The sequence below is a fragment of the Rhodococcus sp. C26F genome (assembly GCF_053345925.1).
Window position 1 is genome coordinate 19,859 of sequence record NZ_JBKFBA010000032.1, and the last position, 18,488, is coordinate 38,346.

Genomic DNA, 18,488 nt, shown 5'->3' on the forward strand with positions numbered 1-18,488 from the left:
CATGACTTCCGAAGAGATCCTGCTCGTCGAGCAGCGCGATTCCGTCCGCATTCTCACCTTCAACCGCCCGGAGGCGCGGAATGCGCTGAGCTCGGCGCTCATCGATGCCCTGCGCACCGAGATCGCCGCCGCGGAGGTGGACGACGAGACGAACGTCGTGGTCCTCACCGGCACCGACCCGGCCTTCTGCGCCGGACTCGACCTGCAGGAACTCGGAGAAAGCGGAGGCAACCTGTCGCTGGTCTCCGGCGCCGACCTCCCTGTCGGTCATCCGTGGAAGCCCATCTCCAAGCCGATCATCGGCGCGGTGAACGGTGCCGCCATCACCGGCGGCCTCGAGATGGCGCTCGCGTGCGACTTCCTCATCGCGTCCGAGCGTGCCCGCTTCGCCGACACCCATGCGCGCGTCGGCGTCCTGCCGGGTTGGGGACTCACCCAGCGCCTGCCCGCGGCGGTGGGTCCGGGCTTCGCGCGTCGCATGAGCCTGTCCGGCAACTTCGTGGGTGCCGAGGAGGCGCTGCGTGCGGGTCTGGTGACGCAGGTCGTCGCGCACGACGACCTGCTCGACAGGGCCCTGGAGGTTGCGCGGACGATCGCCGGCAACGACCAGCCGGGTGTGCGGGCGTTGCTCGCGTCGTACCGCCAGGCCGAGGAGCATGTCGTCGAACCGGCCCTACGGGTGGAGCAGCAGACCTCGGAAGAGTGGATGCGGGAGTTCTCGCCGTCGCGGGTCGCCGAGAGGCGGGCGGCAGTGATCGAACGCGGAAAGTCCCAGAACGCCGTGAATCCCAAGTCCTGAAACGCCCATGATCAAAGGGTATTTCGGTCTAATCGGACGCTTTTATCACGGATAGATAACAACTCGTGACGTCAGGTAACAGGCTTTGACGCCTTTGCGAAGTATGGGACGGAAGTGAATTGATCTTGCGGATCTTTCACTTCCCGCGTCCGTTCGCGGGCGTGCCCATCCACAACAACATGGAGGTATTCCTATGCTGCTCGGATCTCTCGCACTGACCCTCGGTGGACTGCTCGCCGCCCTCGGCATCGTTCTCTGACAGCCGGACCGATCGACTCCGCGCCCGCACACCCCCCTGCGTGCGGGCGCGGTTCGGTCTATTCGGACGGATTCACTTCCGGCGTCCGGAAAACCGTGTCTTCGCTGCGCTTCTCGGACATCCTCTTCCCGAGTTCGTCCTTTTCGCGTTGCGCCATCTCGGGGTCGACGTCCTCACCCGGGACGGGTCCAGGATCTGTAGCCGGCGCGCCCTGACCGGGATCGGCCGCGTCGATCTCGTCGGAGCCGGTGTGCTTGATCGGGAGAAACGGTTCCATACTTGCCATGGATACGGATTCCCGACACCGATGCGCGCAAACAACTACTCCGGCAACGGAACGTTCTGCAGTCGCAGCTGACCGCGAGCGAGGACCTTGCCGCTCGCGGTGTCGGTGATGATCACCAGCCACAGCTGTTGAGTCCTTCCCTGCTGCAACGGTTCTGCCGTGACCGACGCGCGGCATCCCGTGGTCGAGCGCAGGAAGTCGGTCGAATTGTTGACGCCGACGGCGAACTGGCCGCGCTCGAGTACCGCGGCACTTGCGCCGATGCTGCCGGCAGTTTCGACGATGGTCGCGTAGAGCCCGCCGTGCACGACTCCCCACGGGGTGTGGTGGTCGGGTCCCAGGTCGACGTATCCGGTGACCTTCGTTCCGGTGGCTTCCTCGACGACGAAGCCGCTCGCCTCGACGAATCGGCTCGGCGGCTTCTGCCCGTAGTCCTCGATGGTCGGACGGGCCTCGACACTTCCGGTCATGACAACTCCTCGTTCACGCTGACTTCGATATCCACAGTTAGCCACTGCCAAGGCTGACTGTCAAGGATTAAGTCAGCTACCCTGTGGGCATGCAGTGGCTCGACTACAGCACCGACAACTGCTCGGTCCAGCGCACGATGGACGTCATCGGCGAGAAATGGACGATGATCGTTCTCCGCGAAGTGTTCAACGGCGTGCGACGTTTCGAGCAGATGCGCCGGCACACCGGCATCTCCGACCCCGTGCTGTCGGCCCGACTGCGCACCCTCGTCGAGGCCGGGATCCTCGACACCGTCCCCTACCGCGAGGAAGGCCGCCGCACGCGCAACGAGTACCGGCTCACCGACAAGGGCCGCGATCTCTACCCGATCCTCGTCGCCCTGCTCCAGTGGGGTGACAAATACTGCGCCGATCCGGAGGGTCCGTCGCTGCTCATCGAACATCGCGACTGCGGCGCGCCGGTCGAAGCGGTCGTGCAGTGCGCCCACGGCCACGGTCCGCTGGGGCCGAGCGAATCGCAGACCCGGCCGGGGCCGACCGCGCGAAAGCTCTCCGAGAGCACGAAAACATAACGAAGTGGATTTCTGGTCCTCGAGAGAGTTTCGTCTCGAAGCAACGGGTATTCCTCCGTCAGCGTCCCGGTGCGGACGCAGTCCGGATAACCGAACGACAGGAGGAACACATATGCACTTCGGATCTCTTGCGCTCCTCGGCGGACTGCCCGCAAAACCAGGCATCGCCCACTGAGCCAGCGCACGCCGCGTCCGCATCCGTCATGGGTGCGGACGCGGTCGTATGTGCGATGAATTTCTCGGGCGCCGCGGGTCGGTATGGTCACCGACCCAGAAGGAGCCGACATGCCCGAACCCGTCACCCGCACGATCGACGTCCCCGGCGCGACTCTCGTCTACGACGTCCGAACCGTCCCCGGCGACGCCACCCCACTGCTGCTCGCCGGATCCCCGATGGACGCGAGCGGCTTCACGAGCCTCGCCTCCTTCTTCGACGACCGGACGGTGATCACCTACGACCCGCGCGGCACGGGCCGCGGTACGCGCACCGACACGTCGATGCAGTCCACCCCCACCCTGCACGCCGACGACCTGCACCGGATCCTCGTCGAACTCGATCTCGGTCCCGTCGACGTCTTCGCCAGCAGCGGCGGCGCGGTCAACGCGCTCGAACTCGTCACGCTCCACCCCGAGCAGGTGCGCACGCTGGTCGCGCACGAACCGCCGATCATGGAACTGTTGCCCGATCGCCTCGGGGCCGAAGCGGTGCGCGACGACATTCGCGACACCTATCAGCGCAGCGGTCTCGGACCGGCCATGGCGAAGTTCATCGCCCTGGTCGGCTACGAAGGTGAACTGACCTCCGACTATCTCGACCGGCCCGCTCCGAGCCCGTCCGACTTCGGACTGCCCAGCGAGGACGACGGGACCCGCGACGACGTGCTGCTGGGTCAGAACTGGATGTCGTGCACGGGCTACCACCCCGATCTCGACGCTCTGGCGAACGCATCCACGCACATCGTCGTCGCAGGTGGTCGCGAGTCGGTACGCCAGCTGTGCGGCCGTGCCTCGGCAGCGCTCGCCGATCGGCTCGGTACCACCCCGACGCTGTTCCCCGGCGATCACGGTGGCTTCATGGGCTCCGCGGAGGGCATGCCCGGCGATCCGGAAGCCTTCGCCGCCGTGCTCCGCGACGTGCTCCAACCGAGCCGCGTGTAACCCGTCCGATCCGCTCCCGCGCGCGTCGCGGTTCCTGCTTTCCGGAGGTCACCATGACCGAACCGCATTCCGGCCGTCCACCCGTGGTCGACCTCGCGACCTGGCAGGCCGCGCGCGACGAACTCCTCGTTCGGGAGAAAGCCCACACGAAGGAGGGCGACGCCATCGCCGCGGCCCGCCGACGACTCCCGATGGTGGAGTTCGACGGAACGGTCGAGGTGGTCGGGCCCGACGGCCCGGTCCCCTTCCTCGACCTCTTCCAGGGGCGCAACGAACTCGTCGTCTACAAGCACATGTGGTACGACGGTGCACCCCCGCAAGGACAGTGCGAGGGATGCACCACCACGGCCTGGCACGTCCGCGACGCCGTCTACCTCAATGCTCGCGGGGTGTCGCTCGCGTTCGTCACCACCGGCCCGTGGGAGGAGGTGGCGGCGTTCGTCGAGTTCATGGGTTACACCCAGCCCTGGTATTCGGTGCGCGACGTCGACGAACCCGTGGGCGGAGCGATGGGTTATCTCACCTCCTACCTCCGGGACGGAGACCGGACCTTCCTCACCTACTCCACGACGGGTCGCGGCACCGAACGGGCCAACAGCTCCGCCGGCCTGCTCGACATGACCCCGTACGGGCGCGGCGAGAGGTGGGAGGACAAACCCGAGGGGTGGCCGGAGGGAGACGACCCGTGCTGGTTCTGGCGCGCCGACGCCGACGGCAAGGCGACATGGGATGAGACGAGCCGCCCGGTGCCGCAGTGGACCCGGCCCGGTGCGACTCCCGTCGAGACCCTCGGAAGGAAGAGCGACTGGCACTGATCACACCGACGGTGCCGCGCGCCTACCGTGGAACGAGGTGTTCCCGACGAAGGAGTGTGCGTGGCGGAATCGTCCGGGTCGAATCGTCCCGAGTCCGAATGGAACGGCCGGGATTGGTATGTGAACTTCGGTGAGCGCAGCCCCTCACGGAATTGGGACGACGGCCGCCGCTACGGATTCCTCGCCGCGGGCGGCGGCCGTTGGTATTCGGATTCCTTGCAGGAGTTGCCTGTCGGTGGCCACGTCTTCGTCTACATCCCGAAGAGCGGGTACGTGGGCATCGGCGTCGTGACCGGGCCGGCGGCTCCGGCCGACGAGGCGACGCTCGTCGTCGACGGTCGCCCGGTGCCGTTCCGCAGCCTCGACCTGAAGGCGCCGTATGTCCACGAGAGCGAGGGCACGGACCCGCACGAGGACCACCGCGAGTGGATCGTGCCGGTGCAGTGGGCGCACACCGTCGCGCGCGAGGATGCCTTCCGCATCCCGGGCCTGTTCGCGAACCAGAACTCGGCGTGCCGTCTACGTCACCGCTTCACCGTCGACACCGTGACGTCGTTCTTCGAGAGTGTTCCCGACAGGGATGGGTGACAGCAGAAGCTTTTTCGCACGATCACTCCGTGTCGCGTAGCGCGCTCCTGCGTTCGACTCGGCGCCGATCGGCCAGGTGGGCGTCGCGCAGCACTTCGAGCAGACGCGGCGTGGTCCGCTCGCCGGGTTCGACGACCGCGACCCATCCCAGTGAGCCGTAGAGCGGATGAGGGATGAAGACGTCGGCCTCGGCGAAGTCGATCGTCGAGGGGTCGACGGACCGGGGTGGGTAGCCGAGCAACTCGGTGAACAGCTGCGTCCCGGCATGTGCGTTCATGCGCCATCGGCCCGGCTCGTCGAGGCGTGAATCCCCATCGTTCGGATAGTTCTTCGTCACGATCGTCGCGTAGGGCTGCCGATTGTGCGGGACCTCGCCGTCCGGGGCGTAGTAGAAGAAATGGTCGCCCCACGAGATCTCGGGGTGCCCGCTTCCCTCCTGGGGCGCGAGCTCGAGGACACCGCTGAAGCTTCTGATCTCCGCGAGGATCTGTTCCATGGTCATACTTCGAGTGTCACCTTGAAGTCCTTATGGAGGGTTCGAGCAGTGGAGCACACGATGACGACGGGGCGTCTGGCGGCAGCCGCCGGATACTCCGTGCAGCAGGTGCGCGATCTCGAACGCCTCGGAGTGATTCCTCCCGCCGTACGAATGCCCAACGGCTACCGCAGATTCGGTCCCGAACACGTCACGGCCTTGCGTGCGTACCGCGCACTGGCTGTCGCGGTGGGTCCCGTCGAGGCGCGCAGCGTCATGCACGATGTGCAGGTCCTCCCCTACGACGTGGCGCTCGCCCGTGTCGTCGAACTCCACAGTGGGCTCGCGCGGGCACGCGCCGAGAGTCTCGCCGCGTTCCGCGCACTCGACGTGATCGGGGACGAAGCCGCCCACGACGCACCTCCGCTACCTGGCGACGCCATGAGCATCACCGAACTGGCGAACGCCATCGGAGTGCAATCGTCCACCCTGAGGTTCTGGGAGAAGGAGGGATTGGTCGCGCCCGAACGGATCGACCGCACCACTGTTCGGAGCTATTCACCCTCTGCGGCGCGGGATGCGCGGATCGTTGCCGCACTACGCGCGGGTGGCTACCGCATCCCGGCGGTCCGGACGGTGATGGCAGTGATCGGAACCGACAATGACACCGATACTGCTCGGGACGCACTCCACGAGCGCCTGCACACCATCGCAGTGCAGTCCGAAACGTTGCTGCGAGCCGGTACAGACATCGCGAACCTGATCGAGAACCGGACTCCGCGCTCGCCTAACTCGAATCCGAAGAGTGCAACCGCCACGGCACACTCGTCACCATCACCCCGGGTTGGAACAGCAGACGACTCTTGAGCCGCAGCGCGCTCTGATTGTGGAGCAGATTCTCCCACCAGTGCCCCACGACGTATTCGGGGATGAAGACGGTGACCACGTCGCGCGGCGAGTTGCCACGCACCCGTCTGACGTAGTCGAGTACCGGTCGCGTGATCTCTCGGTACGGCGACTCCAGCACCTTCAACGGAATCGTGATGTCGCTGGCTTCCCACTCGCGCACGAGAGCGCGGGTGTCCTCCTCGTCGACGTCGACGGTGATCGCTTCGAGGGTGTCTGGGTGGGTGGCCGAGGCATACGCGAGCGCCCGACGTGTCGGATGGTGCAACTTGGCCACGAGCACGATCGAATACGTACGGCTGGGCAGTAGACCGTCCCACTTGCCGGCGTCGAGTTCGGCCGCCACGCGTCGGTAGTGATGGTTGACGGCCCGCATCGTCACGAAGACGGTCACCATGGCGAGGATCGCGATCCATGCGCCGGCAACGAATTTCGTGATGAGCACGATGATCAGGACTGTCCCCGTCATCGCCAGGCCGACACCGTTGACGACGCGCGAGCGTTGCATCCTCCGGCGGTGTCGCGGGTCGGTCTCGGTGACCAACAGGCGGGTCCAGTGGCGCACCATGCCGGTCTGGCTCAGCGTGAAGGAGACGAACACCCCGACGATGTAGAGCTGGATGAGATGGGTGACCTCGGCGTCGAACACCCAGACGAACAGGATCGCCGCGAGGGCCAGGAAGACGATGCCGTTGCTGAACGCGAGCCGATCACCTCGGGTGCGCAGCTGCGTCGGCAGGTGTTTGTCCTGCGCCAGCACCGACGCGAGCACCGGGAAACCGTTGAATGCCGTATTGGCGGCGAGGACGAGGATCAACGCGGTCACAGCGGTGACGAGGTAGAAGCCGAGCGGGAAGCCGGTGAAGACCGTCTCGGCGACCTGCGCGACCAACGTCTTCTGGTGGTACCCCTCGGGTGCCCCGAGCAGTTGCGTTGCAGGGTCCGCAGCGACGACGACCCCCAGTCGCTCGGCGAGCACGATGATTCCCATCAGCAACGTGATCGCGATGGCACCCAGCATCAGCAGGGTGGTGGCGGCGTTGTGCGATTTCGGCTTCCGGAAGGCCGGCACCCCGTTGCTGATGGCCTCTACTCCTGTCAGTGCCGCACACCCCGACGAGAACGCGCGGGCAAGAAGGAACGCGAAAGCCAGTCCGGCCAGGTGGGATTGTTCGGCGGCGAGTTCGTAGTGCGACGACTCGGCGCGCAGAGGGGCGTCGAACACGACGAGACGCACGAAACCCCAGACCAGCATCACCCCGATGCAGAACATGAAGGCGTAGGTGGGGATGGCGAAAGCCGTGCCCGCTTCGCGGAGTCCCCGCAGATTGACCGCGGTGAGGAGTGTGATCGCGGTGATGGCGAACAGCACTTTGTGGTGTTCGACGAAGGGGATCGCCGACCCGATGTTCTGGGCGGCCGACGAGATCGACACGGCGACGGTCAGCACGTAGTCGACGATCAGCGCGCTACCCACCGTCAGCCCGGCCATCGCACCGAGGTTCTTCGTCGCCACCTCGTAGTCGCCGCCCCCGGACGGGTAGGCATGTACGTTCTGCCGGTAGCTCGCGACCACCACGACCAGGACGACGGCGACGGCGAGACCGATCCAGCCGGAGAACGCGTAGGCGGACAGACCCGCCACCGACAACACGAGGAAGATCTCCTCCGGCGCATAGGCGACGGACGACAGGGCGTCGGACGCGAACACCGGCAGGGCGATACGTTTCGGCAACAGCGTGTGGCCGAGCGTGTCGCTTCGCAGCGGTCTCCCCAGCAGCACTCGTTTGGTGACGCTGTCACGGCCCTTGTGGATGGTTACGGCCACGACCACCGACTCCTGTCCGGCGCATACCCGCGCACGCAGAAGCGAACGGTACGCTTGAATTACGACGCTCGCCATAGGTGCAGATCCGGCAAGTTCACCCCGTCGATCACCCCTCGATGAGGTTGGCAGGTGAAAGAATCGTGGGTAGCGTGGAGTCGTTGTTGCTCCTCGCAACAAAGCGTGCCGTGTCTCCTCCCCTTTGACATGGCACGGACGGACCCCGTCGGCCCCTCCCCTCGTTAAGCCGACGGGGTTCTCTCATTGGTTCCCGTCCATGCCGTGGTTCACACGTTTTCGTACAGAACGGTCCGTTTTACGGATTTTGCAGCGATCCCGTACAGCGGCAGAAGAACTTGACTCGTCCACAGTGCGCGCGGTCGACTACTTTCTTTCACCACGCTCACGATCCGGAGAACCCTGATGACCGATTCCATCCTCGAGCTCTACGTCAACGACGGATTGTCCGACGAGGAAATCGATCAGCAGAGGGCCACCTACGGTCCGCTCACCGAGGACGTGCGCGAGCTGATCCAGCTCGCCCTGCAGACGCGTGTGGATGCCGACGACGTCGCGCGGGCGCGGGAGCATCTCGCAGCCGCGCGCGAGATCCTCGAACGCGACCGGGAGGACGGCCCGTACGGCACCCGGTTCAACGATTCGGGCCGATTCCGTAACTGGGGAAACGCCGCAATAGGCCTGCGCAACGCGATCGCCCCGATCGGCGACATCCACGAGGACGACGACGGACGCGTGTGGACGGACATCCACCTCGGTCCCGTCTACGAGGGGCCGGCCGGGCACGTGCACGGCGGGGTCTCCGCACTGCTGCTCGACCAGATCCTCGGCGACGCTGCGCGCATCTCGGGATATCCAGGGATGACGGGCACGCTCACCATCCGCTACCGCAAGCGCACTCCCCTCGGCGCTCTGCGCGCGGAGGCGAAACTCGACCGCGTCGAGGGACGTAAGGCGTTCGTCGTGGGGCACATCGCGGACTCGGAGGGGATCTGCGTGGAAGCGGAAGGCATCTTCATCGCTCCGGTGTGGATGGTTCAGCAGCGTGACTCGTTCGCGGAGACACCGAGACCCGAATAGGCTCACAACCGAGAAGTGAGGCTCACAACGCCCATGGTCGACCATCAGGGTTGTGAGCCTCACCTGTGCGTTGTGAACCTCCGGACGAGGTAGCCCTTCCGTCGTCGACCACAGAATGGCAATATTATTTTCATGAGCGAGAATGGCATTTCCACGAGCCTGCGGCCGTCGGTGACGATGAGCCAGTACACCTTCACCGCCGACTTCGGCCTGACGTCGCTCCAGGTGAGCAAGGAACGCGCGGTCATGCGCGTCGATCTGCACGACAAGCTGCGCAACGACGCCGGCGCCGCAGCACTCGGGATGCTCACCACCGTGGTCGACATCGTCACGTCCACCCCGGCGCTCGCCGTGTGCAGCCCGGACTGGACGGCGACCCAGGACCTCTCCATCCACACGGCCGAACCACTCACCGAGGGGCCGGTCGTCGTCGACACCCGCCTGGTGCGCGTCGGCAAGAAGACCGTGCACGTCGCCGCGGAGATCTTCGACGGGTGCGGCGTCACCGACCTCGACGAGCTCGTCGCCGCCCTCGACGACGGCGGGCTACGGCCGGCGGGGCGCGGTCTCGTCACCTTCGCGCGGCTCCCTCGCACCGCTGCGGCCGGTTCGGACTACTACAACCCCGGCGAATGGGTGGGCACCATCCGCGAATATCCCAGCGAGCACGTCGAAGGATCGATCTACTCCCGATTGGGGATGCGCACCCTCGACGCACGCACCGGGGTACTCGAACTCGACCTCACTCCGTTCGTGGCCAACATGATCGGCACCATCCAGGGTGGCGCCCAGGCGTTGCTCGCCGAGCACGCGGCGCACACCGTCCTCCCGGGTTTCGTGGCCACCGACATCCAGGCCCACTATCTGTCGCAGGTGAAGGTGGGGCCGGCGCGGTCGCACGTCACGGTGGTCCGTGAGACGAAGGACCACGCGGTCGTCGACGTCCGCCTCGTGGACGCCGGAGCCGACGATCAGGTGCTCGCCCTGACGACGGTCACCCTGCAACGCCTGAGCTGATACCCCTGTTGCGAGAGTCACGACTTGCGACTCGGTGGGTCCGGCTCCTCCGCCAGTACAGTTGATCGATATCCGGCAGGAGCGAGAGGAGTCGACCGTGCAGAATGCCGTGTTCTACTCACTCGTCGCGATGTGCTCGTTGTTCGCCGCGTCGACGTGGTGCCTCTCGCGCCCCCACCTGCTGTCGAGCTCGGCCGCGTTCGTGGCCTCCGGGCTCTGGGTGCTGATGAACGGACCTCTCGAGGGTCGCGTGCTGCACTCGGTGACGCCGAACCACGGACTGACCGAGGCCGACCTGCTCTCGGGAGTGGGCGTGTGCATCGCAGCCTGGGGCTTCTGGACGACGCGGAACCGTCGGCGCCGTCGACGTTCGCAGCGACCGGCGTCGTACCGGAGGCATCCCGACGGGTCCCGAGCCATGCCGACCCCCGTCTTTCCGGCGGGAAGCGACGTCGAAACGGGCCCCATCCGCCGCAAAGCAGGATGAGCGTCCCGGTTCGACCCCGAGAAGATTTTCCAGGTCTCGTTTCAGTATCGACCCTGGACGAGTGCCCAGCCGTCACCTAAGCTCCAAAGCGGCCACGGCGTAGGTGGCCGTGTCTCCCTAGAGTCCTCCCCGACACAGGAGATACAGCGCGAGGCCCCCGCCGGCTCCTCCCCTCGAATCGCTGGCGGGGGCCCTTCCCTGTCGGCCTCCCCGACGACAGGGGCAGATCGATGGTAATCGGGTCCCGATGTCCGGTTCGTCCTGCGTTCGGACGAAACGCCGGGTAACCCTTGTGACCTTCGTCTCTGCGGCGCTGTTCACAGCATAGAGCAATCTGCTCACTCGCGTGCATAGATCTTTCTCGAGTTCACCGAAAGATCAACTCGCAGAGTCTTTTTTGTCGCTTTCGCGCCCTTCGTATCCTTCTGTCAGGCACGGTCCGTCAGCTCGCTGTGCCCGGCCTGACGAGCACAGTGCGCGCAGCAGTAGACGGCATCCGTCGACTCCACCCCGTGCCCGAGGATGCGGCAGTGGCAGTGGGCGCACTGCGGTGCCATCGCGGTGATCGCGCACTCGAAACTGTCGAAGGTTCCCGAGACGTCCCCGCGCGTGAGCGTGAAGGTCTTGTCGTAGTCGTTGCCGCACGTGTCGCAGGTGGCCATGACTCTCCTCCTCTTACGACGTCGCGACCGGACGGAGTCCGGTCTCCTTCCGGTCGGGTACCCGCAACCGCCGCAACACACGGGTCCGNGCGGGCGGGCCCGTAGGCGATGGATCTATACCGGTTCGGGTTCCTTCGCTTCGTGCTTCGCGGCTTCCTGTTGCGCGGCCTCGAGCTTCAGGCGCTGTCCGAGGACCGACTTGCGGCGGCCGTAGACGAAGTAGATCGCCACGCCCAGGACCATCCAGACGGTGAAACGGATCCACGTCTCGACCGAGAGGTTGAGCATGAGCCAGCCGCAGGCGAGGACCGCGAGGATCGGGACCAGCGGCACGAGCGGCACCCGGAATCCGCGGGGCAGGTCGGGGCGGGTCCGACGGAGCACCATCACGCCGACGCAGACCAGCACGAAGGCGAACAGGGTGCCGATGTTGACCATCTCCTCGAGCACACCCATCGGGAACACCGCGGCGAGGACGGCCACGACACCACCGACCATCAGGGTGATGCGCACGGGCACACCCTTGTGATTCGTGACGGCGAGCTTGCGCGTGACGAGTCCGTCGCGGGACATCGCGAACAGCACGCGGGTCTGGCCGAGCATCATCACCATCACGACGGTGGTGAGGCCGGCGAGACCGCCGATGTTGATGGCCATCTGCGCCCAGGTGATGCCGTGTGCCTCGAAGGCCGTGGCCAGCGTGGCGCTGCCGTCACCGACCAGTTCGCTGCCGGTGCGCAGGTCGGTGTACTTCACCATGCCGGTGAGCACGAGCGTGACGCCGACATAGAGGACGGTGACGATCGCCAGCGAACCGAAGATGCCGCGGGGCAGTGCCTTCTGGGGGTTCTTGGTCTCCTCGGCGGTGGTGGCGACGACGTCGAAGCCGATGAAGGCGAAGAAGACCAGGCTCGCTGCGGCGAGGAGGCCGTACCAGCCGTAGGTGCTGCCGCCCGCGCCGGTGAGCGCCGAGAACAGCGACTGGTGCAGACCGGATGCGGCGCTCTCTGCCTCTTCGGCCTGCGGGACGTACGGCGAGTAGTTGGACTTGTCGATGTAGAAGATGCCGACGACGATGACGAGCAGGACCACCGCGACCTTGATGGCGGTGACGACGGCGGAGACCCGCGACGAGACCTTGGTTCCGATCGCGAGGATGATCGTGATGGCGCCGACGATGAGCAGCGACCCCCAGTCGACCGTGATCGGTCCGAGGTCGATCGATGCGTCCCCGCCGAACATGCCCCCGAGATACATCGACCATCCCTTGGCGACGACCGCGGAGGCGAGGGCGAACTCGAGGATCAGGTCCCATCCGATGATCCAGGCGACGAATTCACCGAAGGTGGCGTAGGAGAAGGTGTAGGCGCTGCCGGCGACCGGTACCGCAGAGGCGAACTCCGCGTAACACAGTGCGGCGAGACCGCACGCGATCGCGGCAAGGACGAACGCCAGCGAGATGGACGGTCCGGCGAGATTGCCGGCGGTGCGGGCGGTGAGGGTGAAGATTCCGGCTCCGACCACGACGGCGACGCCGAACACGGTCAGATCCTTGGCGGTCAGTTCTCGTCGTAGCCGCGAACCGGGTTCATCGGTATCCGCGATCGACTGTTCGACGGATTTGGTCCGCCAGATGCCGACTCCGGGCATTGTGTGCTCCTCGGGGTGATTGCGGCGCCCGCCACGCCCGGTCCGGGCGAGGGGTAGGCATGTCGCTCACTTCGCGTGCATTACGTTGCAGCAAGCCGTGTTTGCGTGAGCATTTGATGCAGCAATCATGGCACTGGCTCGTGATGTGTCAATATCTTTCTGTTCGGCTGAGCATTATGCTCGAGTGGTGACGCGCATCACAACGGAAAGGGTGTCATCGTGTTCAGTCTCGACCGGCTCGACGCAGCCCTCCTCGGAGAGCTCACGCACAACCCCCGGGCAGGAATCGTCGACCTGTCGGCGAAGCTCGGCGTCGCCCGCAACACCGTGCAGTCGCGCATCAGAAAACTCGAGGAGTCCGGTGCCGTCACCGGATACCGACCGGTCGTCGACCTGCCGAAGCTGGGTGTGCCGCTGCAGGCGTTCATCGGCGCCGAGCTCGTCCAGGCCCGGATGGGGCATGTGATCGCCCAATTGGGCCGATTCCCCGAGGTATTGGAGGTGCACGCGACGACGGGCCGGGAGGATCTCCTGATCCGGATGGCGGCGCAGTCCCAGGAGGACCTCCTGTTGGTCCTCGAACGGCTCCACGCCATCGAGGGCGTCGCGCACACCACCACGACGCTCGCGCTCACCACGCCGATCGAGTACCGGACGCAGCCGCTCGTCGAGCACATCACCCGCGATGCGGGACACGGCCGGTCGTCGTCTCCCGGCCAACCCTGACAGCACGAGAAGGGGAGGCACCTCGCGGCGCCTCCCCTTGTTCCCCTGTGCGGATCAGTTTCCCTGTGCGGATCAGACGGTATCGATGCGCCGCTCCGCGATGCGGTTGGCGGCTGCGCCCGGCGTGACGCCGAGAGTGCTCGAGACGTCGAAGATCTCGGCGGTGCGGTCGAAGATCGACTCCACCCGCTCGCGGACGACGTCGGCGGCGGATCCGTCGACCTCACCGGCGACCTGGATCAGTCCGCCCGCGTTCGCGACATAGTCGGGCACCCAGACGATTCCGCGCTTGCCCAGCAGTCCCTCCACCTCGGGCTGCGCGAGCTGGTTGTTGGCCGCACCGCACACGAGACGTGCGTCGAGGTGGGCAGCGGTGGTCGAGGTCAGCGTGCCGCCGAGGGCGCACGGGGCGTAGACGTCGGCGGACGAGGCGACGACGTTGTCGGTGACCTGCGCCGGGAACTCGTCGACCACGCGGGCGATCGCCGCGGGGTTCACGTCGGAGACGATCACCTCGGCACCGTCGGCGACGAGCAGCCTCACGAGCTCGTAGCCGACCTTGCCGAGCCCCTCCACACCGACCGTGCGACCCGCGAGAGTCGTGTGTCCCCAAACGGTCCGGGCGCCGGCACGCATGGCCTGGAAGACACCGAGTGCGGTCAGCGGCGAGCTGTCACCGGATCCGCCGGCGGCGACGGTGCGCCCCACGGCGTGGGCGGTGTGCCGGCCCACCACGTCGAGGTCCTCCGCGCGGGTTCCCACGTCGGCGGCGGTGATGTAGCGACCACCGAGCGACTCGACGAATCGTCCGTAGGCGGCGAGCAGTTCGTCGCTCTTGTCCATCTTCGGATCACCGATGATGACGGCCTTGCCGCCACCGAGGTTCACACCCGACACCGCGGCCTTGTAGGTCATCCCCCACGACAGTCGCAGCACGTCCTCGAGTGCCGACATCTCGTCCGCATAGGGGTAGAAGCGGGTGCCGCCGAGGGCGGGTCCGAGTGCGGTGGAGTGGAGCGCGACGATGGCGCGCAAGCCGGTGGCCGCGTCGTGGTGGAAGACGACCTGCTCGTGCGGACGGTCGGTCAGGCGGGCCGAGCGGCCGAACACGCCGTCGGACGTAGTGAACTCGGGGAGGTCGAGGGCAGAGGTGGTCATCGGTGGGTTCCTTTGCAGCAGAGGGTGTTCGTGCGTCAGAAGTCGGTGTCGATGCCGAGCTCGGCGAGACGGGCCCGGTACTGTTCGACGGAGCGGAGCTTGACGTCCTCGTAGCCGCGCACCATGTCGGGCAGGGCCGCGATCTCGACGGCGCGGTCGTAGGAGTCGACGTCCAGGTCGGCGGCAAGCCGCTGGATCATGGCGGTGTAGTGGGCGAGCAGAGCACGCTCGACGCGGCGGACGTGGGCGTAGCCGAAGGGATCGAGCTTCGTGCCGCGCAGACGCTTCGCCTTGGACAGAGCCTTCAGCGCGACATGCGATTTCGGTCCGAAGCCGACCTTCTTCTCGCGGCCGAGTGCGCGCAGCGCCGGCGGGTGCAGGCGGTAGGTGAGCTTGTGCCCACCGGGAACCTGGCCCTGCACCTCGTCGAGGAAGGCCGGGTCGACGAGCATGCGTGCGACCTCGTACTCGTCCTTGTAGGCGGTGAACTTGAACAGTCCGCGGGCGACGGCCTCGCTGAAGTCCGTGCGGTTCGTGACGCGGCGCTCGGCCTCCCAGGCTGCCTGCACCTGCGCGATGTAACGGGCGGCGAGGGCTTCGCTCTGGAAGTCGATCAGCGACGCGGCGCGGATCCGCACGAGCCGCTCGACCTCGCCGGTGAAGGTGGTGCCGGCGAACAGACGCTCCGGCGCGACGGTGGCGGCGCGCTCCGTGCGGGCCGGTTCGGTCGCGGCGGCGAAGGCCGCGGGATCCGCGACGGCCACCCGGCCCCAGCGGAAGGCGGCGATGTTGGTCGCGACGGCCACACCGTTGATCCCGATGGCCTCCTCGATGGCGTCGGTGGGGATCTCGAGTCCGCCGAGCTGGTGGGCGGCGCCCACGACGAGGAAGTTCGCGGCCGAGGTCTCACCGAACAGCGCCTGGGCTGCGGCGAGGGCGTCGAAGGAGACGGTCGTGCGCGTCGCGGTGTCGAGGCGGGCGAGCAGGTCCTGCTCGTCGGGGTGCCGGACCGACCGGTCGTAGACCATGTCGCCGGTGGGGACACGGCTCGTCGACGCGACCGCCACGGTCTCCTCACGGTTCGCGTAGGCGAGGTTCTTCGGCTCGGTCGCGGTGAGCAGGTCGAGCGCGAGCAGAGCGGTGGCACCGCCCGGGCCGACGCGGTTGCCGGGCTCGAGTCCGTCGGCTGCGAAGCGCAGGTGGGAGACCACCGGGCCGGCCTTCTGGCTCATGCCGATCTGGTCGAGCGACTCGACCTCGAATCCGGCGCGCAGCGCGGCCGTGGCGAGCACCTGGTTGACGGTGACGATACCGGTGCCGCCGATGCCCGCGAGGAAGACGTTGCGGGTGCCCTTCGGGGTGTCGATGGCGGCGTCCGGGATGCGCGGCGGGGCCGGAGCCTTGCGACGCTTCGGCTTCTCCGGCGACGTCTCGACGGTCACGAAGGACGGGCAGTCGCCGTCGAGGCACGAGTAGTCGGTGTTGCAGGAGGTCTGGTCGATGCGGGTCTTCGAACCGAACTCGGTGTCGACCGGCTGCACCGACAGGCAGTTGCTCTTGACGCCGCAGTCGCCGCAGCCCTCGCACACCGCTTCGTTGATGACGACGCGGGTCGTGCGGGCGGGCAGGGTGCCGCGCTTGCGCTGACGGCGTGCGTCGGCGGCGCAGTGCTGGTCGTAGATGAGCACGGTGACGCCCTCGATCTCGCGCAGCAGCTTCTGCGCCTCGTCGAGCCGGTCGCGGTGCCAGACCTCGGTGCCGCGAGCGAGGGTGCGCTTGCGCAGACGCTTCGGTTCGTCGGAGCAGATGATGATCTTGCGGACGCCCTCGGTGGTGAGCTTGTGGGTCAGCGCCGGGATCTTCAGGGCGCCTTCGGCGTCCTGCGCGCCGGTCATCGCCACGACGTCGTTGTAGAGCAGCTTGAAGGTGATGTTCACCCCGGCGGCGACGCACGCCTGCACGGCGAGCTGGCCGGAGTGGAAATAGGTTCCGTCGCCGAGGTTCTGGAACATGTGGCCGATGTCGGTGAAGGGCGCCTGGCCGATCCACTGCGCACCTTCGCCGCCCATCTGGGTCAAGCCGGTGACGGCGCTGTCCTTGCGGCCGGACAGGGTGACGAGGGTGTGGCAGCCGATGCCGCCGCCGCCGATCGAACCCTCCGGCAGCGCGGTGGAGCGGTTGTGCGGGCAGCCGCTGCAGAAGTAGGGGGTGCGCTGGGTGGACAGCACCTCGAGCGACAGCTGCGGCAGGGGTGCGGGGCCGAGTTCGACGTGGCCGCGGAGCACGCGACGCAGCGGGCCGCGCAGGCGACCGGCGGTGAGCTCACCGTCGACCGGCACGAGCGGGCGGCCGTCGGCGTCCTTCTTGCCGACGATCTGCGGGGCGTTCGCGGTGCCGTAGAGGATCTCGCGGATCTGGGTCTCGACGAAGGCGGTCTTGTCCTCGACCACGATCAGTTCGTCGAGGCCGCGGGCGAATTCGCGGACGATCTCGGGACCGATGGGGTACGGCATGCCGATGCGCAGCAGGCGGATACCGGCGCGGTGCAGCGCGGCGTCGTCGACACCGAGGTCGAGCAGGGCCTGGCGCAGGGCGTCGAAGGTGGTGCCGGTGGCGGCGAGGCCGACGCGGGCCTGCGGCGGGTCGACCTCGATCACGTCGAGGCCGTTGAGGCGGCCGTACTCCTGGACGATTTTCCAGCGCGGTCCGTATAAGTCGGCCTCGGCGATGACGCTGTCGCCGGGCGCAGCCATGGGGCGCTGCTTGTAGACGAACGGCCGCCCTTCCCATTCGATCTCGGGGACCGTGATGGGCAGGTCGGAGATGGAACCGTCGACGGACCAGGCGCCATCGGCGACGTCCGCGACGATCTTGAGGGCGACGAGGCAGCCCGAGGCACGCGACAGCGCGACGCCGTGCAGGCCCATCGTGACGATCTCGGCGGCGTTGCGCGGGAACAGGACCGGGATGCCGAGGGCGGCGAGGGACCGCTCGCTGACGGCGGGCACGGTCGACGACTTCGACGCGGGGTCGTCGCCCACCATGAGCAGCACGCCGCCGTTCGGGTTCACGCCGTACATGTTGGCGTGACGCAGTGCGTCGGTGGCGCGGTCGAGGCCGGGGCCCTTGCCGTACCAGACGCCGACGACGCCGTCGTGGGTCGGTGTGCCGGCGCCGAGCTGTCCCTGGCTGCCCCACACCGCGGTGGCGGCGAGTTCCTCGTTGAATCCGGGCACGAAGGTGATGTCGTGCTCGGCGAGGACCTTCGGCATGCCGTGGAGCATCTTGTCGAGACCACCGAGGGGGCTGCCCTGATATCCGGAGACGAAGGTCGCCACTCGGCGACCGTCCCGCATGGCCCGTACCTGCTGTTCGACGAACAGCCGGGCGATGGCCTGGACGCCGGTCAGCAGCACGGTGCCGGAGCCCGAGCGATATCGGTCGTCGAGGTCGTAGGGAAGTCGTTCGCTCTCCCGGATTACGGTCTCGGTCATTGCGTACCACCCGTCCTTCGTCGCGGCGTCCGATTGTGTCTGC

18 protein-coding genes are annotated in these 18,488 nt (G+C 67.0%); 10 read left to right on the forward strand and 8 right to left on the reverse strand.

Going from position 1 to position 18,488, the window contains the following annotated elements; all coding sequences use genetic code 11:
• Nucleotide 1: 1 nt before the first annotated feature.
• Nucleotides 2-799 (forward strand): enoyl-CoA hydratase, encoded by a 798-nt coding sequence (locus tag ACLBYD_RS23650; protein ID WP_447818372.1) that lies wholly within the window; start codon nucleotides 2-4, stop codon nucleotides 797-799.
• 317 nt (nucleotides 800-1,116) lie between these two features.
• Here the strand turns inward: ACLBYD_RS23650 and ACLBYD_RS23655 are convergent, their stop codons facing one another.
• Entirely contained in the window at nucleotides 1,117-1,335 is a 219-nt protein-coding gene (locus ACLBYD_RS23655; protein ID WP_447818373.1) for a hypothetical protein, read from the reverse strand.
• Nucleotides 1,336-1,379: 44 nt separating this feature from the next.
• Complete coding sequence (locus ACLBYD_RS23660; RefSeq protein WP_447818374.1) at nucleotides 1,380-1,814, reverse strand: PaaI family thioesterase; 435 nt, start codon at nucleotides 1,812-1,814, stop codon at nucleotides 1,380-1,382.
• Between the two features lie 89 nt (nucleotides 1,815-1,903).
• Between ACLBYD_RS23660 and ACLBYD_RS23665 the strand changes: the two genes are divergently transcribed.
• From ACLBYD_RS23665 to ACLBYD_RS23680, 4 genes are all read left to right on the forward strand, one after another.
• Nucleotides 1,904-2,386, forward strand: coding sequence for a winged helix-turn-helix transcriptional regulator (locus ACLBYD_RS23665; protein WP_037191720.1), 483 nt, complete (start codon nucleotides 1,904-1,906; stop codon nucleotides 2,384-2,386).
• A gap of 285 nt (nucleotides 2,387-2,671) precedes the next feature.
• Nucleotides 2,672-3,544 carry an alpha/beta fold hydrolase gene (locus ACLBYD_RS23670; protein WP_447818375.1) on the forward strand — a complete coding sequence of 291 codons (873 nt, stop codon included), beginning with the start codon at nucleotides 2,672-2,674 and terminating at the stop codon, nucleotides 3,542-3,544.
• Between the two features lie 53 nt (nucleotides 3,545-3,597).
• Nucleotides 3,598-4,359 carry a DUF899 family protein gene (locus tag ACLBYD_RS23675; RefSeq protein WP_447818376.1) on the forward strand — a complete coding sequence of 254 codons (762 nt, stop codon included), beginning with the start codon at nucleotides 3,598-3,600 and terminating at the stop codon, nucleotides 4,357-4,359.
• A gap of 60 nt (nucleotides 4,360-4,419) precedes the next feature.
• On the forward strand, nucleotides 4,420-4,947 hold the full coding sequence (locus ACLBYD_RS23680; RefSeq protein WP_447818377.1) for a hypothetical protein: 528 nt from the start codon (nucleotides 4,420-4,422) through the stop codon (nucleotides 4,945-4,947).
• Between the two features lie 22 nt (nucleotides 4,948-4,969).
• Here ACLBYD_RS23680 and ACLBYD_RS23685 read toward each other — a convergent pair whose 3' ends face one another.
• Nucleotides 4,970-5,449 carry a DUF6194 family protein gene (locus ACLBYD_RS23685; RefSeq protein ID WP_447818378.1) on the reverse strand — a complete coding sequence of 160 codons (480 nt, stop codon included), beginning with the start codon at nucleotides 5,447-5,449 and terminating at the stop codon, nucleotides 4,970-4,972.
• A 54-nt stretch (nucleotides 5,450-5,503) separates the two neighbouring features.
• On the opposite strand from ACLBYD_RS23685, the gene ACLBYD_RS23690 reads away from it, so the two are divergent.
• Nucleotides 5,504-6,289: a MerR family transcriptional regulator gene (locus tag ACLBYD_RS23690; protein ID WP_447818379.1), complete on the forward strand. Its 786-nt coding sequence runs from the start codon at nucleotides 5,504-5,506 to the stop codon at nucleotides 6,287-6,289.
• On the opposite strand, the gene ACLBYD_RS23695 is transcribed toward ACLBYD_RS23690, so the two are convergent.
• Nucleotides 6,210-8,156, reverse strand: a complete 1,947-nt coding sequence (locus ACLBYD_RS23695) for an APC family permease (protein WP_447818380.1) — start codon at nucleotides 8,154-8,156, stop codon at nucleotides 6,210-6,212. The two genes, ACLBYD_RS23690 and ACLBYD_RS23695, sit on opposite strands and share 80 nt — an antisense overlap.
• Before the next feature lie 420 nt (nucleotides 8,157-8,576).
• Here ACLBYD_RS23695 and ACLBYD_RS23700 point away from each other — a divergent pair, with 420 nt between their 5' ends.
• From ACLBYD_RS23700 to ACLBYD_RS23710, 3 genes are all read left to right on the forward strand, one after another.
• Nucleotides 8,577-9,251 (forward strand): PaaI family thioesterase, encoded by a 675-nt coding sequence (locus ACLBYD_RS23700; RefSeq protein ID WP_447818381.1) that lies wholly within the window; start codon nucleotides 8,577-8,579, stop codon nucleotides 9,249-9,251.
• Between the two features lie 132 nt (nucleotides 9,252-9,383).
• On the forward strand, nucleotides 9,384-10,268 hold the full coding sequence (locus tag ACLBYD_RS23705; RefSeq protein WP_447818382.1) for a PaaI family thioesterase: 885 nt from the start codon (nucleotides 9,384-9,386) through the stop codon (nucleotides 10,266-10,268).
• Nucleotides 10,269-10,365: 97 nt separating this feature from the next.
• The gene (locus tag ACLBYD_RS23710; protein WP_064256189.1) at nucleotides 10,366-10,755 is read left to right on the forward strand and encodes a hypothetical protein; all 390 of its coding nucleotides are present in this window, start codon (nucleotides 10,366-10,368) and stop codon (nucleotides 10,753-10,755) included.
• 428 nt (nucleotides 10,756-11,183) lie between these two features.
• Here the strand turns inward: ACLBYD_RS23710 and ACLBYD_RS23715 are convergent, their stop codons facing one another.
• Complete coding sequence (locus ACLBYD_RS23715) at nucleotides 11,184-11,417, reverse strand: hypothetical protein (RefSeq protein WP_447818383.1); 234 nt, start codon at nucleotides 11,415-11,417, stop codon at nucleotides 11,184-11,186.
• 114 nt (nucleotides 11,418-11,531) lie between these two features.
• Nucleotides 11,532-13,067 (reverse strand): amino acid permease, encoded by a 1,536-nt coding sequence (locus tag ACLBYD_RS23720; RefSeq protein WP_447818384.1) that lies wholly within the window; start codon nucleotides 13,065-13,067, stop codon nucleotides 11,532-11,534.
• A 219-nt stretch (nucleotides 13,068-13,286) separates the two neighbouring features.
• Here ACLBYD_RS23720 and ACLBYD_RS23725 point away from each other — a divergent pair, with 219 nt between their 5' ends.
• The gene (locus ACLBYD_RS23725) at nucleotides 13,287-13,793 is read left to right on the forward strand and encodes an Lrp/AsnC family transcriptional regulator (RefSeq protein WP_447818385.1); all 507 of its coding nucleotides are present in this window, start codon (nucleotides 13,287-13,289) and stop codon (nucleotides 13,791-13,793) included.
• A gap of 72 nt (nucleotides 13,794-13,865) precedes the next feature.
• Here the strand turns inward: ACLBYD_RS23725 and ACLBYD_RS23730 are convergent, their stop codons facing one another.
• Both ACLBYD_RS23730 and ACLBYD_RS23735 read right to left on the reverse strand, forming a co-directional pair.
• Complete coding sequence (locus ACLBYD_RS23730; protein ID WP_447818386.1) at nucleotides 13,866-14,951, reverse strand: Glu/Leu/Phe/Val family dehydrogenase; 1,086 nt, start codon at nucleotides 14,949-14,951, stop codon at nucleotides 13,866-13,868.
• Between the two features lie 35 nt (nucleotides 14,952-14,986).
• Complete coding sequence (locus ACLBYD_RS23735) at nucleotides 14,987-18,445, reverse strand: indolepyruvate ferredoxin oxidoreductase family protein (protein ID WP_447818387.1); 3,459 nt, start codon at nucleotides 18,443-18,445, stop codon at nucleotides 14,987-14,989.
• Nucleotides 18,446-18,488: the final 43 nt, after the last annotated feature.

Coding starts and splice junctions, on each gene's coding strand:
- ACLBYD_RS23650 (WP_447818372.1), top strand. CDS start 2: ATGACTTCCGAAGAGATCCTGCTCGTCGAGCAGCGCGATTCCGTCCGC.
- ACLBYD_RS23655 (WP_447818373.1), bottom strand. CDS start 1,335: ATGGAACCGTTTCTCCCGATCAAGCACACCGGCTCCGACGAGATCGAC.
- ACLBYD_RS23660 (WP_447818374.1), bottom strand. CDS start 1,814: ATGACCGGAAGTGTCGAGGCCCGTCCGACCATCGAGGACTACGGGCAG.
- ACLBYD_RS23665 (WP_037191720.1), top strand. CDS start 1,904: ATGCAGTGGCTCGACTACAGCACCGACAACTGCTCGGTCCAGCGCACG.
- ACLBYD_RS23670 (WP_447818375.1), top strand. CDS start 2,672: ATGCCCGAACCCGTCACCCGCACGATCGACGTCCCCGGCGCGACTCTC.
- ACLBYD_RS23675 (WP_447818376.1), top strand. CDS start 3,598: ATGACCGAACCGCATTCCGGCCGTCCACCCGTGGTCGACCTCGCGACC.
- ACLBYD_RS23685 (WP_447818378.1), bottom strand. CDS start 5,449: ATGACCATGGAACAGATCCTCGCGGAGATCAGAAGCTTCAGCGGTGTC.
- ACLBYD_RS23690 (WP_447818379.1), top strand. CDS start 5,504: ATGACGACGGGGCGTCTGGCGGCAGCCGCCGGATACTCCGTGCAGCAG.
- ACLBYD_RS23700 (WP_447818381.1), top strand. CDS start 8,577: ATGACCGATTCCATCCTCGAGCTCTACGTCAACGACGGATTGTCCGAC.
- ACLBYD_RS23705 (WP_447818382.1), top strand. CDS start 9,384: ATGAGCGAGAATGGCATTTCCACGAGCCTGCGGCCGTCGGTGACGATG.
- ACLBYD_RS23715 (WP_447818383.1), bottom strand. CDS start 11,417: ATGGCCACCTGCGACACGTGCGGCAACGACTACGACAAGACCTTCACG.
- ACLBYD_RS23720 (WP_447818384.1), bottom strand. CDS start 13,067: ATGCCCGGAGTCGGCATCTGGCGGACCAAATCCGTCGAACAGTCGATC.
- ACLBYD_RS23730 (WP_447818386.1), bottom strand. CDS start 14,951: ATGACCACCTCTGCCCTCGACCTCCCCGAGTTCACTACGTCCGACGGC.
- ACLBYD_RS23735 (WP_447818387.1), bottom strand. CDS start 18,445: ATGACCGAGACCGTAATCCGGGAGAGCGAACGACTTCCCTACGACCTC.